This window comes from Novosphingobium fluoreni (assembly GCF_014196615.1).
Lineage (GTDB): Bacteria > Pseudomonadota > Alphaproteobacteria > Sphingomonadales > Sphingomonadaceae > Novosphingobium > Novosphingobium fluoreni.
Genome location: NZ_JACIDY010000001.1, coordinates 193493 through 209383 on the forward strand (window position 1 = coordinate 193493; position 15891 = coordinate 209383).

A 15891-nucleotide genomic window follows, 5' to 3' on the forward strand; every position below is an offset into this window, starting at 1 on the left:
ACTATCGCGAACAAGTAAGGAACAAAAAGGGTATAAGTCAAGAATGGATCGAAGATGTTCGTATTTTGTGCCGGGTAGTCCAGTTAAAGCCTTAAGAAGTCGAGATAACAGCGCCCCGCCTGATCACTCCCGTCCCACGACGAAGAACCAGGGTGGTGCGAATCACCCGTAGTTGCCTATGCCCAGCCGGAAAGTTCGCGACGGACGAGATGCTCCAGCATCGCCATGCCGGGTTCGCCGTCGTTCAGGCAGGTCAGCGTGGCGAAGTCGGTGCCCCCGGCTTCCACGAACGTTTCCTTCGCGCGGATCGCCAATTCTTCCAGAGTCTCCAGGCAATCGGCCGAGAAGCCGGGCGCGGCGACGGCCATTCGGCGCACGCCCTGCCGCGCCTCGGCCGCGATCGTCACGTCCGTCGCTGGCTCAAGCCATTTGGCGCGACCGAAGCGTGATTGGAAAGTGGTGTCGATCCTGAGGCCCGGAAAGCGCGGTGCAAGTGCTTCGCCCAGCAATCGCGCGGTCTTGCGGCAGTGGCAGTGATACGGATCGCCCAGTTGCAACGTGCGGGCCGGCATCCCGTGAAACGACAGCAGCAACACTTCGGCGCGGAACGCCAGCGCTTCGATCTGGGTGGCAAGGTCTTGCGCCAGCGCGGCGATATAGGCGGGATCATCGTAATAGGGCGGCAGCGTGCGAATGGCCGGCTGCCAGCGCATCCCCTTCAGTGCGTCACACAAGGCGTCCATCACCGAGGCGTTGGTGGCGGCGGAGTATTGCGGATAGAGCGGAGCGACCAGGATCCGGTCACACCCTTGCGCCTGCAGCGCGGCGAAGCGGTCCGCCAGCGCAGGCTTGCCATAGCGCATCGCCCAATCGACCACGACGCCATCGCCGATCCGCTCGCGCAAGGCGCGCGCCTGACGGGCGGTGATCGCAGCCAGGGGGGATCCGTCTTCGCCCCAAACCTGGCGATAGGCATGGGCGGACTTGCTGGGCCGGGTCCGCAGGATCACGCCATGCAGGATCGGCTTCCAGATCGCCCTTGGAATTTCCACGACGCGGGGATCGCTCAGAAACTCCGCCAGGTAACGACGCACCGCGGCCGGGTTGGCGTCTTGCGGCGTACCCAGGTTGACGAGCAGCACCCCGACACGGCCAAGCGCGACACGAGGATGATCAGGCGGCTGAATCACACGTCCTCCGAAAGCAGGGGTAACTGTCTGAGCCGCAGCCCGGTTGCCGAGAACAGCGCATTGGCAACAGCAGGCGCGACAGCGGCGACGCCCAATGCGCCTGGATCGGCAGGGGCGGCGCTGCTGGTGATGAAGTTGACGTCGATCGCGGGGCAATCAGCCAGCACCGGCAGGTTCAGCGATGCCAGCCTGCCCGTGACCGGTAGCCCGCCCTCATACCCGGTGCTGCAACCCAGCGCCAGGCCAAGGCCGAAGATAAGCCCGCCCTCGATCTGCTGGCGCGCGATGTCGAGGTTCACGATGCGCCCGATATCGGCCACGGCGCTCAGGCGGTCTACGGTGACGCCATCGGCATCGCGCCTGGCGCTGGCGACCAGGGCGATGCGGCCACCGCTTTCGGCCGAGCCGATCAGGTGGCAAGCGATGCCCTGCCCGCTGTTGTCTGCGCCGCCGCCCCAGCCTGACAGCACAGCGACACGCTGGAGGCAGTCGGCAAGGCGCGGATCGTGGCCCAGCATCGCCATGCGATAAGCCAGGGGTTCGCGCCCAGCCCGATGGGCCAGCTCGTCCAAAAAGGATTCGACGAAGAAGGCGGTGTAGCCATGCGCATTGCCGCGCATCCGGCCGGTCGGCAGCGGCAAGCGCACCGGCACGTGATCGATCGCGAGGTGATCGATCGCATAAGGCGGCATCGCGCCCTCGATCATCATCGGATCGGCGACTCCCGCAACGGCATCGATAGCGGCGCGCGGACTGTCCGCATGCAGCAGCCTTCGGCCGAATTCGCGCGCGGTGGCGGGTGCGACGATGCGGGCGCGCAGGCCACCCAGCCGTCCCGTCGCGTCGACGTTCGCGCCCAGCACGGCGGCCACCGGCGGACGGGGGTGGCCGACGATGTGCTCCTGCTTGCGCGACCAGGTGAGTTGCACCGGACGCTGGCAAGCGCGAGCGATCAGGGCGACTTCGCCGGCGTGGTCATTCTCCAGCCGACGATCGAAGCTGCCGCCCAGCGGCATCGGATAGAGCGTCACCGCCGCAACATCGATCCCCAGCGCCCGGGCGGCGATTTCGCGCGCGGCTTGCGGAGCCTGGGTGCCGATCCACAATTCCAGATGGCCGTCCTTGAAGCGGGCGGTGGCACTGGCGGTTTCGATGCTGGCGTGAAGCGCGGGCTGCACTTCGTAGCGTAGTTGCAGAGGGAGGCGGCCGGTGAGGAAGGCGTCAGGATCGCCACGCTCGGCCAGGCGGGTGGCCGTGCCGGTTTGCATCGCGGTTTCCATCGCCTGGTCGATCGTGGCGCTGTCCGCCCGGTCGGTGGAGGTGAACCCCGCATCGATCCGCGTCAGGGCTTGGTCCGCCGCCCACCACGTGGAGGCGACGGCGGCGATCCATCCGCGATTGCGCACCAGTGTAATCAAGCCGCGCACGCCGTTCGCAGCAGTCTTGTCGTAATCGGCCAGCGCGCTTTCGCCAATCGGGCCGTGCCGGATCGAGGCATAGACCATCCCCGGCAGTCGCACGTCGCCCGCGAACACAAGGCTGCCGTCCACTTTGGCGGGCAGATCGAGCCGCGGATAGGCCATGGGTACGCCAGGTCTTTCCGCTGGCGGCGCATCCCGCAGCGGCGGCGATCGAGGTGGATCGAGCGCGGCCGCTGCGCGCGCCAGGGAGCCAAACGGCAGGCGCTTTCCTTTGTGAACCACAAACCCGTCCTTGGCATCGCATTCGCGCCAATCGACATCCCAACGCTCTGCCGCCGCCATGCACAACAGCGCCCGCGCCATCGCCGCCGCCGCTCTTGCGGGGCCTTCGTAAGCGGCCAGCGCGGTGCCATCGGCGGTGACGGTGAAGGTGTGATCCTGCGCCCAGCGGCGGACCAGCGCCGCATCATCGCCCAGCAGCGCGTCGGGCATGGCCGGCATCGTCAGTTCCGCCCAGCGCGAGGCGAGCGGGACATTGGCATAGAGCGGGCTGGGCGGCGCGGGCTCCACCGCGACCCGACGCCAGTCCGCGCCCATCTCGTAAGCGATGATCTGCGGGATCAGCGTGGTGACGCCCTGCCCCATCTCCACTTGCGGCACCGCCACGGTGACGACCCCGTCATCGGCAAGCTTGATCCAGGCATCGAACGCCACCTCGTCCCGGCCCGGCGGCAGAGGCAAGGCATAGCGGCGCGGGCGCAGCGCATAGCCGACCACCAACGCGCCAGCGGCCAGCCCTCCGACCAGAACGCCGCGACGGCTGGCCATGCCTTTAGCGAACCACCCGCATCAGCGCGCCGCCAGCCATGCGGAAACGTGTGCGGCGATCTGCGCGAACGCCTGCGCTTGCGGACCATCCCCGGCGGCAGGTGGCGTTCCCGCATCGCTGTCTCGGCGGATCGAAATGTCCAGCGGGATGCGCCCCAGGAAGGCGTGGCTACCGCTCTTCGCCGTCTCTTCCGCACCACCATGACCGAACGGATCGCTGACTTCGCCGCAGTGGGGGCAAGCGTAACCGGCCATGTTCTCGACCATGCCGATCACCGGCACGCCGCCCTTGTCGAACAGGCCGATCGCGCGGGTAGCGTCGATCAGCGCCAGGTCCTGCGGCGTGGAGACGATCACCGCGCCATCGGGCTTGTAGCGCTGCAGCATGGTCAGCTGGATGTCACCGGTGCCGGGCGGCAGGTCGACGATCAGCACGTCCACCCCGCTCCAGTCGCCATCCAGCATCTGGCCCAGCGCATTGCCCGCCATCGCCCCGCGCCAGGCGATCGCCTGTCCGGCATCGACCAGGTGCGCGATCGACAAGACCGGCACGCCGTAAGGGCTTTGAACCGGGATCAGCGTCTTTTCCCGCGCGGTGGGTTTCAGCCCTTCCGTGCCGAGCAGCCGCGCTTGCGAGGGGCCGTAGATATCGGCATCCACCATGCCGACCTTGTGGCCGGCCCGGGCCAGGGCAACGGCCAGGTTGGTCGAAACGGTGGACTTGCCCACGCCTCCCTTGCCCGAGGCGACGGCGATGATCCGGGGCCGGGCTGCCGGGGTCGCCTTCTCCGCCGTCATCGCAACGCGCACTTCGGTGATGTCCGGCGCCTGCGCCAGTGCCGACTGCGCCTCTGCTTCCAAGGCCGTGCGCGCCGCTGCATCCAGACCGGAGGCATCCAGCACCAGGGTGACGCGGCCATCCGCCAGACGCAGCGAGGCAAGCCGTTCAAGGACTTGCGCGGGTAGACGGGCTTTCAGAAGGTCAGCAGGCTCGCTGGACATGGGCTCTCCGGGTGGCGAAGCCGTCCCCTAGCAAGGAAAAAGCACAAGAAGGACACTGTTTTTAGCGGAGACCCGTTCCTATAACGAACGCATGAAAATTACAGGTGGTGGATTGTTGCGCGGCGCGCTGGCCATGTCCGGGCGTCGCAGCCCATGGGGCGGGGGCGACAAAGGCGGCAGTGGCGACGGCGACGGCGCGGGGGCTGCCAGCGGCTCCGGCGGCGATGGCGGCTCAGAGGAAGGCCCTGCATCCCCGCCTGAGCGTGGGCCGCGCAATCCCTGGCTTCCGCCCAGCAGCACGCCGGGGGAAAAGCCGCGCCGGGCCGCCAGTATTGAGGATATCTTTAAGCAGCGCGAACAGCGCCGCACCGGCGGAGGTGGCGGCAATGGTGGTGGCCGTCCCGGGGGCGGGATGCCCCGCATGCCGGTTCGCCCCGATGGCAAGAGCTGGCTGCCCCTGATCGTGGCGGGCGTCGCGCTCGTATGGCTGGGCGTCACCAGCGTGCACATGGTCGGCCCCAAGGAAGAGGGCGTCGTCACCACGTTCGGCAAGTATGCCCGCACGATCGGCCCCGGCGTCTCGATCACGCTCCCCGCGCCGATCCAGTCGGTGGAGGTGACCGACGTCACCTCGATCCAGCGCTACACCATCCCCGATGGCGAGGGTGAGAAGCTGATGCTCACCAGCGATCAGAACCTAGTCGACCTCTCCTATCTGGTGCGCTGGAACATCAAGAACCTGATGGACTACCGCTTCCGCCTGTCAGACCCTGAGGACACCGTACGCGAAGTGGCAGAGGCGGCGATGCGCTCCGCCATCGCGGAAGTCTCGCTGGACGGCGCGTTGTCTGGCGCGGGCCGTGCCCAAGTGGAACAGGCCGTGCGCGACCGGATGCAGCGCGTTCTGGATTTCTATCGCGCCGGCGTGGTCATCCAGGGTGTCGAGATCAAGAAGGCCGATCCGCCCGCCAAAGTGATCGGCGCGTTCCAGCAGGTGACGTCCGCGCAGCAGGATGCCGAACGTGATCGCTCCAATGCGCGCGCCTGGGCCCAGCAGCTGCTCGCCCGCGCGCAGGGTGATGCCGCTGCGTTCGACAAGGTGTACGAACAGTACAGGCTTGCGCCCGAAGTCACGCGGCGACGCATGTATTATGAAACGATGGAGCGCGTGCTGAGCAATAACGACAAGGTGATCGTCGAATCCAACGGCGTGACGCCTTACCTGCCCCTTCCCGAGGTGCGCCGCCGCAGCAACAATGCCGAGGCTACACCAACGCCTGCGCCATCCGCGACGCCGACGACGGGAGCCGTGCAGTGACCGATATCTGGCAACAGTACAAAGCCCCGTTGATCGCCGCCGCCGTGGCAGTGGTGGTTCTGCTCTCCAGCGTCATCATGGTGCCGGAAGAACAACAGGCCGTCGTGGTCCGCTTTGGCGAGCCGGTGCGCGTGATCAACCGCTATCGGCCCAACGTGCCCTATGGCAGCACAGGCGCCGGTCTGTCGCTGCGCATCCCCTTCGCCGAGCGAGTGATCCGCATCGACAAACGGTTGCTTTCGCTCGACATGCAGCCCCAGCAAGTGCTCTCCACCGATCAGCTGCGGCTGAACGTGGATGCCTATGCGCGCTTCCGTGTGATCGATCCGGTCAAGATGGTGCGCACCGCTGGTTCGCCAGAACGGGTGCAGGAACAGCTTGAGCCGATCATGACCTCGGTGTTGCGCCAGGAACTGGGCAAGCGCACGTTCCGCTCGTTGCTGACGGCGGAGCGCGGTCAGGCCATGGAAAACATCCGCAGGGGCCTCGACCAGGAAGCGCGTGAATATGGCGCCCAGATCGTCGACGTGCGGATCAAGCGCGCCGATCTGCCCGAAGGCTCGCTGGAAAGCGCGTTCACCCGGATGCAGGCCGCGCGTGAGCAGGAATCGACCACGATCCGCGCTCAGGGCCAGAAGCAGGCGCAGATCACCCGCGCCGAGGCCGAGGCGCAGGCCGCCAAGACCTATGCCGAAAGCTTTGGCAAGGATCCCAAGTTCTACGACTTCTATCGCGCCATGCAGAGCTACGACTTCGCCTTCGCCCAAGGCGATAGCGCCACCACCATCGTGCTCTCGCCCGACAATTCGTACCTGAAGGAGTTCAAGGGCCAGTAATTTTCCGGTCCAGTGATCCTTGGGGCCAGTGACCCGGCAATGTTTCCCGTAAACCTACACTTCGGGAACACCGCCATTCAATACCGGTTAAGCCGCCGACGCCTGAATCGTTCGGGCTTGGATCGGTAAGCTGGAAAGCCCGGGTGCCACGGCGCCCGTATTGGAGGAAATAAAGGACGTGAAGCCTGTGCGTTATGCTTACGGATTGACCACCGCCCTCCTCGTCGGCGGCGCGACCGCCTCGCTTGTCACCGGCTTGCCTGCCGGCGCGCAAGTTGCCCAGAACGAGGCCAGCCAGATGACGAACGTCGTCCCGCGCGCCGGTGCGCCGGGCAGCTTCGCCGATCTGACCGCGCAGCTCGCCCCTGCCGTCGTCAACATCTCCACGCGACAGCGCGTTCAGGTTCAGACGCAGAACCCCTTCGCGGGGACGCCCTTCGAAGGCATGTTCGGCGGTCAGGGCGGCGGCGGTGGCGGCCAGACGCGTGAAGCACAGTCGCTGGGCTCTGGCTTCATCATCTCGGCTGACGGCTACATCGTCACCAACAATCACGTGATCACAGCCGACGGCAAAGGCGCGCAGGTGGAATCGATCACCGTCACCATGCCGGATGGCACCGATTATCCCGCAAAGCTGGTGGGCAAGGACCCCGAATCCGACCTGGCGGTGCTGAAGATCAGCGCCTCGAAGGCATTGCCGTTTGTGAAGTTCGGCGATTCCAGCAAGGCCCGCGTGGGTGACTGGGTGGTCGCGATTGGCAACCCCTTCGCGCTGGGCGGCACGGTGACGGCGGGCATCATCTCGGCCGTCTACCGCAACACCGGTGGCGGCGCATACGATCGCTATATCCAGACCGACGCCTCGATCAATCGCGGCAACTCCGGCGGTCCGCTGTTCGATATGAACGGCCAGGTCGTGGGCATCAACAACGCCATCTTCTCGCCCACTGGCGGCAGCGTCGGCATCGGTTTCGCCATCCCGGCCGAAACCGCCGCACCGATCGTGCAAAAGCTGATCAAGGGCGTCGCGATCGAGCGTGGCTATCTGGGCATCCAGATCCAGCCCGTGACCGAAGATCTCGCCGCATCGCTGGGTATCGCCCGCAATCGCGGTGAATTCGTTCAGGCGGTGACGCCGGGCGGCGCGGCGGCGGCGGCGGGTCTTCAGGCCGGTGACGTCGTAGTGCGGATCGACGGCAAGGACGTGACGCGTGAGCAGACGCTCAGCTTCATCGTCGCCAACGAACGGCCTGGCACACGCATCCCGATCGAGGTTGTCCGCAACGGCAAGACGATCACGCTCAATGCCACGGTCGGCAAGCGCCCGACGCAGGAGCAGTTGGCGCAGGAGGACTTCGGCAACGCCCCCGGCCAGGATCAGGACGACCTGACGCAGCCCCAGCAGGATCAGAATCCAGCTATATCGAACCAGGCTCTGGGCTTTTCGGCCATCGCCCTCACGCCCACGATCGCGCGCCAGCTAGGTGCTGCGGACGGTACGCGCGGCGTGGTGGTGACGGCGGTCGATCCCAGTTCCGATGCCGGCCAGAAGGGCCTGCGCCGGGGTGATATCATCCTGTCGGTCAACTATCAGAACGTGGTCGGCCCGCAAGACCTCGACGCCGCCGCCCGCGCAGCCAAGAGTTCCAACCGCGATGCCGTGCTGCTGCGCGTCCAGCGCCGTGGCCAGCCCGCCGCTTATCTGCCGGTACGCATTCGCTGATCGGGGCACATCGGCAATAAGAAAAGCCGCCGGGAAACCGGCGGCTTTTCTTATTGCCGACGCCAGTCCTGTCCAATCCCGTTCGTGTCGAGCTTAGTCGAGACATGCTCGCGCCAATACCCGTGTCTCGACTACGCTCGACACGAGCGGAACGGGACGAAGTTCAAACCTGATGAACGGATGCGCGAACGCGCCCCGCCCTTATTGCTGATCATACTCCGGACGCGGGGCCGGGCGGCCCTGCTGCGGCGGATACGAGGGGCGGCGAAACGCGTTAGGCGGTGGCGGCGCGGCGCGAAGATCCGGGTCGGGCTGGTTGCGCCGACCGCCCGTGGCTTGCTCCAGGAAGTCATCCCCCACGGCAGGCGGTGCGCGATTGGCGGGGGCGGGACCGGCGGGGCCCTCGCCAGCGCCGACATCGCCGTCCTCGTATCGCGGCGGACCATCCGCCGGGCCGCGCCGGCTGGTGCTGCCGGGCTGGATCAGGTTGCCGTTCTCGTCGGTGTAGTAATAGTCGTCCGGGCTGCCGGTCATCTGCTCGTCGTCCGGCTCCAGTTGCCATTCCGGCAGCTTCAGTTCGGTATCGAACGGCTTCACGGGCCGGCCCTTCACTGCGAAGCGCATATAGGCGGCGAAGGCGGAGGCAGGCGCGTGGCCGCCCTGCAGCCCCGGCACCGCCTTGGCATCATCGCGGCCCATCCACACACCGGTGGTGATGCCGCTGGAAAAGCCCAGGAACCAGCCATCCTTGTTGGACGATGTCGTGCCGGTCTTGCCCGCCACCGGACGGCCGATCTGCGCCGCTCGGCCCGTGCCGGTGGCCACCGCCGATTGCAGCAGGTCGGTGATCCCGGCAGCGACATTGGGCGGCACCAGCACTTGCCCCGCCTGGGCCTTATGCTCGTAGAGCAGCTCGCCCTTGGTGGTCGTCACCTTGAGGATGCCATAAGGCTCCACCGCTGTACCCCCTGCGGAGACGGCGGCAAAGGCGCGCGTCATGTCGATCACGCGCACGTCCGACGTTCCCAGCACCATCGAGGGGTTGGTGTTGACGGGCGTGGTGATGCCAAAGCGCCGCGCCATCGAGGCGACGGTGCCGAAGCCCACTTCGTTGCCAAGCGAAGCCGCCACGGTGTTTTTGGAATAGGCGAACGCGGTGCGCACATCGATCTCACCGGCGAATGTGCGGCCTGAATTGTTGGGGCTCCAGCCCGCGATCGTCACCGGCTCGTCCACCACGCGATCGTCGGGCGTGTAACCCGCCTCCAGCGCGGCGAGATAGACGAACAGTTTCCAGGCGGACCCTGGCTGGCGCATCGCCTGGGTGGCGCGGTTGTAGTTCGAGTGCACGTAGTCCGTGCCGCCCACCATCGCCAGCACGCCGCCGTCGCCATCCAGGCTGACCAGCGCGCCTTGGGCGCCCTTTGGCACATTGCTGTCGATCGCCTGCGTGGCCGCGCGCTGCATCCCCACGTCCAGCGTGGTCCACACCTCGATCGGCTCGTCCGTTTCAGGCAGCAGCACGTCCAGCTGCGGTAGCGCCCAGTCGGTGAAGTAGCGCACCGAGTTCTGGCCGCGCTCCTTGGCGATCTTGACATCGTCCAAGTCGATCTCGGAGGCGTCGCCCTGCGAGATCACGCCGGCCTTCGCCATCTGGCTCAGCACCACCTTGCCGCGCGACTTCGCGGCTTCGACATCGGCGGTGGGCGAATAGTTTGACGGAGCCTTCACCAAGCCGGCGATGATCGCGGCCTCCGCAGTGGAAAGCTCTGTGGCCGGATGACCGAAGAACTTGCGGCTGGCGGCATCGATGCCATAGGCGCCGCCCCCGAAATAGACCTTGTTGAGGTACAGTTCGAGCACCTCGTTCTTGCTGAACTTGTGTTCCAGTGCCAGCGCCAGCACCGCCTCACGGATCTTGCGCCCGAAAGTGCGGCTGTTGTTGAGGAAGATCGTACGGGCCAGCTGCTGCGTGATCGTGGAGCCGCCCTGCCGCCAGCGCCCCTTTTCCACCCGCACCATCACGGACCGACCGACGCCAACCGGGTCGACACCCCAATGCTCACGAAACCGCCGATCCTCCACCGAGACGATGGCATCCTTCATGATATCCGGAATTTTGTCGTAGGACAGCCATTGGCCGTAGCTGGGGCCGAGCGAGACCAGTTCGGTGCCATCGCGAGCGCGCACCACGATCATCTGCCCGTTCTGGCTACTCTGCAGCGAGGAGAACGAGGGCAATTCGCGCGCGGTCATGTAAACGGCGGTGCCCAGGAAGATCGCGCCCAGCAACGCCAGCGCGACTCCCCAGATCAAAGTGCCGCGCACAAGGCGCAGCCAGAATGGCCGGCGGGCAGACTCTTCAGAGCGACCGCTCGGGCTATTGCGACGCCCGCCCGATTGTTTCGGCATTCTAGATTACGAACCCCCGTGACGAGCCAGTATGACGCGAGCAAGGCCTACACTGTGGCGCAGCGTTTTGTAACCCGCGGTTAACACCGCCCTGCCCGGTCATGATCGCGCGTCAGTCCTGCGCCGAGCCGCTCCCGGGTTGGAAGTCCAACGCCGCGGAATTGATGCAATAGCGCAGGCCGGTCGGCCCAGGACCATCGGGAAAGACATGTCCCAGGTGCCCTTCGCACGTCGCGCAGCGCACTTCAGTGCGGACCATGCCATGCGAAACGTCACGATGTTCGTCCACCGCACCGTCTTCCACCGGCGCGGTATAACTCGGCCAACCGGACCCGGAGTTGTACTTCGTGTCCGACCCGAACAGCGGCGCGCCACACCCCGCACAGGTGTAGGTGCCTTCCTGTTTGTTGCCTTCATACTTGCCGGTGAACGCCCGCTCCGTACCGGCCTGACGCAGCACGGCATATTGCTCGGGGGTCAGTTTTTCGCGCCACTGCGCATCTGTCATCTCGATCTTGCTCATTCGCAGGTCTCCTTGGCGACGGATATGGCGAGCGCGATGAGAAATTTCCAGCCGGTGCCTGCTTGGCCAAGCCGGTTGCAACCGCACGTCAACGTCTCGTCAGATACGTGAACTTATCCATCGCGAGCGCGTTGCAATTGCATCTGCGCGGGTTGTCTCGGCTGTTCGTGCAAACTACGGGTTAACAATTATCAGTTGCACGGGAGCCATGTCTTGAGTGAGCCTTCAGGTCTGACTCGCCTTTTTCTGAAGGGCAGGTTGCGCCATGCGCTCACCGACCGTGAGGTCGAGGTGCTGGACAGTTTGATCGAGCGGACGGAGCGCGTGCCCGATGGCCATGTCGTCCAGGCCCGTGCGGTAGAGGCAACGCGCAGCACCTTGCTGCTGGATGGCTTCATCGCCCGCGTGATCGACGATGAGGGCGCACGCAACATCGTCGGGCTGCAAGTTCCCGGGGACTTCGTGGACCTTCATGCTTTCGCCTTGAAGCGCCTCGATCATGACGTGGTGACGATCGGCCCGGCGTTGCTGGGATACGTCAGCCATTCGAAGCTGCAGGATATCGTGCGGAACGAACCGCACCTGACGCGCGTGCTATGGTTCTCGACGCTCTTGGACGCCGCGATCCATCGTGAGTGGATTCTCAAGCTGGAACAACTCAAGGCCGAGGAGCGCCTGGGCCACATCGTGTGCGAACTGTGGCATCGGCTGAACTTCGTGGATCTGGCCGATACGCATGGCTTCAACATGCCGCTGCTGCAGACACACCTTGCCAATGCCTGTGGCACCACCGCCGTCCATATCAACCGCGTCATCAAAGCGGTGCGCGAACGGGGTCTGCTGGAGATCAACCGGGGCCGCGTGACCCTGCCCGACCGGCCAGAGCTTGAGCGCTTCTCCCGCTTCAACCCGGACTATCTTTACGGAAAGGGCTCGCTGTACCTTGGTGATGATTTCAAGGACAGCTAGGCCGAAGGGCGATGCGCCTTAAAGATCGGGCAGTTCCTGATCGGCGATACCCCACCCTTTCAAAGCCTTGCCCTGCGCTCGCTTCAACAGTTTAGCGCCGTCCTCGATAGTGAAAGCGCTGGCGGCGTCAAACCCGTCCAGTTCGCTCCAGGCGATCGGCGCGGCGACCGGTGCGCCCGCTCTTGCGCGGGCCGAGTATGGCACCACCGCAGTCGCGCCGCGCTGATTGCGCAGCCAGTCGATGAAAATGCGGCCCTTGCGCTTTGCCTTGCTCATGGTGGCGACGAAGCGATCGGGCTCAGCCGTCGCCAGCGCTTCGGAAAAGCGGCGGGCGAAATCCTTGTGGGCGTCCCAATCGTGCCCCGGCGTCAGCGGTGCGATGACATGGATGCCCTTCCCACCCGATAGCATGGCGAAACTGGCAAGGCCCAGTTCGGCAAGCTGATCGCGGATGTCCTTAGCGGCGCTCTTGACCTCGGCAAAGCCCAGCCCCTCATCGGGGTCGAGGTCGATGATCAAGCGATCCGGCTTCTCCACGGCATCGGCGCGCGCGCTCCATGCATGGAATTCGATGGTGCCCATCTGCACGCACTGGATAAGGCCACTAGCACTATCGACGTAAAGATAATCCTCGCTGCCGCCGTCCTTCTCGCGGATCGGAACCTGGTGGACATTCGCGCCGAAGCTGCCGCTGTCATGCTTCTGGAAAAAGCACTTCTTGGCCCTACCCTGCGGACAACGCACCAGACTGACCGGGCGATTGCCGGCGAACGGCAGCATGACCGGCGAGACCTGCTCATAGTAAGCGGCCAGTTCGCCCTTGGTCTGGCCGCTTTCGGGAAAGATCACGCGATCCGGGTTGCTGATCGTGATTGCCGGAGTGGGCGTCGGGGCCTTGGCAGGCTTTTCGGGCTTCACCTGCCGCGCAGGCTTGTCCTGACGCCATCCCAGGAAGCTGCCATGCCGCACCCGGCCTTCGCCCGTGAACTCGGCGAAGGCTATCTCGGCCACCAGCTTCGGCTTGATCCATTGGGCGTCCCAGGCCTCCACGCGCGGCACTTCCACCGGTGGCTTGTCCTGGGCGAGCGATTGCAGCTTCGCCCACGCGTCAGCCATCGTATCGGCGTTGAAACCGGTGCCGACCTTGCCCTTGTAAACCAGCGCCTTGCCTTCATGCTGGGCCAGCAACAGCGAAGCGAAGGGCCGCCCCTTCGCGCTCGATTTCGTCCAGCCGACTACGACGAACTCCTGCCGGCTGATGCATTTAACCTTGACCCAGTTCTGCGATCGCCGTCCCGCATAGGCCGCGTCGATCCGCTTGGCGATAATCCCTTCCTGGCCCGCGCTGCACATCGCCTTGAACAGCTTTTCACCCGCGCCGATCACGTGATCCGCAACTCGCACGGGCGGCTCGGCGTGCTGCAGCAAAGCCTCGAGCCGCTCCTTGCGTTCGATGTTGGAGAGGCCGGACAAATCCTTGCCATTCAATTCCAATAGGTCGAACGCGAACAGGTCCAGCTTGTCCTTCGAAGACTGCGAACCATGCCCGCGCTTGAGTACGGCCTGGAGCGAGGAAAAGTCCGGATTGCCGTCTTTGCTATAGGCCACGATCTCCCCGTCGATCAGGCAAGGCGGCAGATCCAACGCAGCAATCGCCTTGGCCAGCGGGCCGAACTTGTCGGTCCAATCATGCCCATTGCGGGTATAGACCGTCACCATCGCGCCCGCTGCCGCGATCAGCGCGCGATAGCCATCGAACTTGATTTCATGCATCCATTGGTTGCCCGCCGGCACCGCGGCGACCAGCGTCGCAAGCTGCGGACTGCGGAACTTGGGCGGCTTGCCGATGACCTTGGCCTTTCGCCTGGCGGGCTTCGCGGCCTTGGCATTGTGCGTGGCGGCCGCTTCCATCTGCGCGGTGAACGCCTTGCCCTTCTTTCCCGCCAGCGTGAACTCGCCCTTACGGTCCGCCTCGATCTCCGCCATCGAACGACCGGTGAGAACACTGGTCAGCTCATGTTCGACCAGTTGATCGCCCTCTTGCGCAAAGTCGTCCCTCACCTTGCGCAGTAGCCAGTTCTCGCGCTTTTCTCCGGGGCGCGGCTTCAGGCGAACCAGCAGCCATTCGCCTTTCATCCGCTCACCATCGAGGGTGAAATGCAAGTGGCCTTCCTCTATGTCCTTGGCGCTTTTGCCGGGGATCGGAGCCCACGTGCCCTTGTCCCACAGCATCACCGTGCCGCCGCCATATTCGCCCTTGGGAATCGCGCCCTCGAACTCGGCATAGCTGAGCGGATGGTCCTCGGTGCGGACAGCCAGCCGCTTGTCGTCCGGATCGGGACTGGGGCCCCTGGTGACCGCCCAGGACTTCATCACTCCGTCCACTTCGATGCGAAAATCCCAGTGCAACCGGGTGGCCGCGTGCTTCTGGACGATGAAGAGATTTCCGCCCTTGCTATGCTGCGCCTTGCCGGCAGGTTCAGCGGTTTTCTGGAAGTCACGCTTGCGGTTGTATTCGGCGAGCGGATCTTTGGCGGACCGGGATTTGCGCTCAGGCATAGGTCAGCGCCCCCCGCCAGCGGCGAGGCAATCCGTGTAACCAGCCCGCTCCACCGTCGCCGTTTCCCCGGAACTGGTGCGGGGTTTCGCTTTTTCTTTATGTGCCCAGGCCCAAGCGGGGCACCGGATCAAGTCCGGGCCGACGGGATATGGGGCCGCGAGGTACACGGCTCAGGCGCGCTTGCGGGAGCGTGGCGCAGGCGTGGCCTCCGCTTTCTTGGTTGCCGCCTTCTTGCTTGCCGGTTTCTTGGGCGGAGCCTTCTTCGCCGGTTCCTTCGCAGTCGCTGTGGCTTTCTTCGTCGGGGCTTTCTTGGCAGCACCACCGCCAACCGATTTTCGCAGCGCCGCCATCAGATCGATCACGTTCGAGCCGCGACCCGTTTCGGGCTCCTCCACGTCTTCCAGTATCTTTTTCTTGCCCTTGGCCTTGCTCTTTTTGTCTATCAGTCCCTTCAGTGCGTCGATATAGCGGTCATGGAACTCGGACGGTTCGAAGGGCGCGCTCTTCTTCTCGATCAGGGTGGTGGCAAGGTCCAGCAAGTCCTCGCTGGGCGTCTCATTGGGGATCTCGTTGAAGTAGCTTTGGGCGCGCTTCACCTCGTCGGCATAGCGCAGCGTTTCCAGCACGATGCCCTTGCCGCAGGGCCGCAAGCTGATCAGCTGCTCGCGCCCGCGAACCGACAACTGGCCCAAGGCGATCTTGCGGGTCTTGCGCAGTGCCTCACGCAGGACAATGAAGGCCTCGTCCGCCAGATCATCCGCCGGGACCACATAATAGGGCTTCTCGAAATAGAAGACGTCGATCTCGTGCTGGTCGACGAACTGGACCAGTTCCAGCGTCTTGCGGCTCTCAATCTTGACCGCCTCGATTTCATCATCTTCCAGCAGTACGAAGTTGCCTTTCGACACTTCGTACCCTTTGACGATGTCGCCGTGATCCACCGGGCCGATCCCCTGCACCACCTTTTCGTAGTTGATGGGTTTGCCGCTGGGTTCGTGAATTTGGCGAAAGCTGATCGATGCACCGGACTTCGTTGCCGGATATATTTCGACCGGGATGGAGACCAGCGCCAGCCGGATCTGACCCTGCCAATATGCACGCGCAGCCAT

Annotated in this window: 11 protein-coding genes; 4 read left to right on the forward strand and 7 right to left on the reverse strand. The window is 64.9% G+C overall.

Annotated features, from left to right (window positions below; all coding sequences use genetic code 11):
* Positions 1–176: 176 nt before the first annotated feature.
* From hemH to GGR39_RS00950, 3 genes are read right to left on the reverse strand one after another with little or no spacing between them, the layout of a single operon-like run.
* Positions 177–1190, reverse strand: coding sequence for a ferrochelatase (gene hemH / locus GGR39_RS00940; RefSeq protein ID WP_183615494.1), 1014 nt, complete (start codon positions 1188–1190; stop codon positions 177–179).
* Positions 1187–3439: a xanthine dehydrogenase family protein molybdopterin-binding subunit gene (locus tag GGR39_RS00945; RefSeq protein ID WP_183615495.1), complete on the reverse strand. Its 2253-nt coding sequence runs from the start codon at positions 3437–3439 to the stop codon at positions 1187–1189. The genes hemH and GGR39_RS00945 overlap by 4 nt, the downstream gene beginning before the upstream one ends.
* A 21-nt stretch (positions 3440–3460) precedes the next feature.
* Positions 3461–4441, reverse strand: coding sequence for an Mrp/NBP35 family ATP-binding protein (locus tag GGR39_RS00950; RefSeq protein WP_183615496.1), 981 nt, complete (start codon positions 4439–4441; stop codon positions 3461–3463).
* 91 nt (positions 4442–4532) lie between these two features.
* On the opposite strand from GGR39_RS00950, the gene hflK reads away from it, so the two are divergent.
* The 3 genes from hflK to GGR39_RS00965 all read left to right on the forward strand — a co-directional run bounded on the left by hflK (position 4533) and on the right by GGR39_RS00965 (position 8318).
* Entirely contained in the window at positions 4533–5759 is a 1227-nt protein-coding gene (hflK, locus tag GGR39_RS00955) for a protease modulator HflK (RefSeq protein WP_425490572.1), read from the forward strand.
* Positions 5756–6595 carry a protease modulator HflC gene (gene hflC / locus GGR39_RS00960; RefSeq protein WP_058736240.1) on the forward strand — a complete coding sequence of 280 codons (840 nt, stop codon included), beginning with the start codon at positions 5756–5758 and terminating at the stop codon, positions 6593–6595. The genes hflK and hflC overlap by 4 nt, the downstream gene beginning before the upstream one ends.
* Positions 6596–6782: 187 nt before the next feature.
* Positions 6783–8318, forward strand: a complete 1536-nt coding sequence (locus GGR39_RS00965; protein WP_183615901.1) for a Do family serine endopeptidase — start codon at positions 6783–6785, stop codon at positions 8316–8318.
* Between the two features lie 201 nt (positions 8319–8519).
* On the opposite strand, the gene GGR39_RS00970 is transcribed toward GGR39_RS00965, so the two are convergent.
* Both GGR39_RS00970 and msrB read right to left on the reverse strand, forming a co-directional pair.
* Positions 8520–10730, reverse strand: a complete 2211-nt coding sequence (locus GGR39_RS00970) for a transglycosylase domain-containing protein (protein ID WP_183615497.1) — start codon at positions 10728–10730, stop codon at positions 8520–8522.
* Between the two features lie 112 nt (positions 10731–10842).
* Positions 10843–11253 (reverse strand): peptide-methionine (R)-S-oxide reductase MsrB, encoded by a 411-nt coding sequence (gene msrB / locus GGR39_RS00975; protein WP_183615498.1) that lies wholly within the window; start codon positions 11251–11253, stop codon positions 10843–10845.
* Between the two features lie 213 nt (positions 11254–11466).
* Here msrB and GGR39_RS00980 point away from each other — a divergent pair, with 213 nt between their 5' ends.
* Positions 11467–12222, forward strand: a complete 756-nt coding sequence (locus tag GGR39_RS00980) for a Crp/Fnr family transcriptional regulator (RefSeq protein WP_183615499.1) — start codon at positions 11467–11469, stop codon at positions 12220–12222.
* 18 nt (positions 12223–12240) lie between these two features.
* Here the strand turns inward: GGR39_RS00980 and ligD are convergent, their stop codons facing one another.
* On the reverse strand, positions 12241–14781 hold the full coding sequence (gene ligD / locus GGR39_RS00985) for a DNA ligase D (RefSeq protein WP_183615500.1): 2541 nt from the start codon (positions 14779–14781) through the stop codon (positions 12241–12243).
* Between the two features lie 171 nt (positions 14782–14952).
* Complete coding sequence (ku, locus tag GGR39_RS00990) at positions 14953–15891, reverse strand: non-homologous end joining protein Ku (RefSeq protein ID WP_183615501.1); 939 nt, start codon at positions 15889–15891, stop codon at positions 14953–14955.

What these genes read in the sequence shown, in the direction of transcription:
- GGR39_RS00945 (WP_183615495.1), bottom strand. Translation starts at nt 3,439, where the DNA reads ATGGCCAGCCGTCGCGGCGTTCTGGTCGGAGGGCTGGCCGCTGGCGCG.
- GGR39_RS00950 (WP_183615496.1), bottom strand. Translation starts at nt 4,441, where the DNA reads ATGTCCAGCGAGCCTGCTGACCTTCTGAAAGCCCGTCTACCCGCGCAA.
- hflK (WP_425490572.1), top strand. Translation starts at nt 4,533, where the DNA reads ATGAAAATTACAGGTGGTGGATTGTTGCGCGGCGCGCTGGCCATGTCC.
- GGR39_RS00970 (WP_183615497.1), bottom strand. Translation starts at nt 10,730, where the DNA reads ATGCCGAAACAATCGGGCGGGCGTCGCAATAGCCCGAGCGGTCGCTCT.
- msrB (WP_183615498.1), bottom strand. Translation starts at nt 11,253, where the DNA reads ATGAGCAAGATCGAGATGACAGATGCGCAGTGGCGCGAAAAACTGACC.
- ligD (WP_183615500.1), bottom strand. Translation starts at nt 14,781, where the DNA reads ATGCCTGAGCGCAAATCCCGGTCCGCCAAAGATCCGCTCGCCGAATAC.
- ku (WP_183615501.1), bottom strand. Translation starts at nt 15,891, where the DNA reads ATGGCTGCGCGTGCATATTGGCAGGGTCAGATCCGGCTGGCGCTGGTC.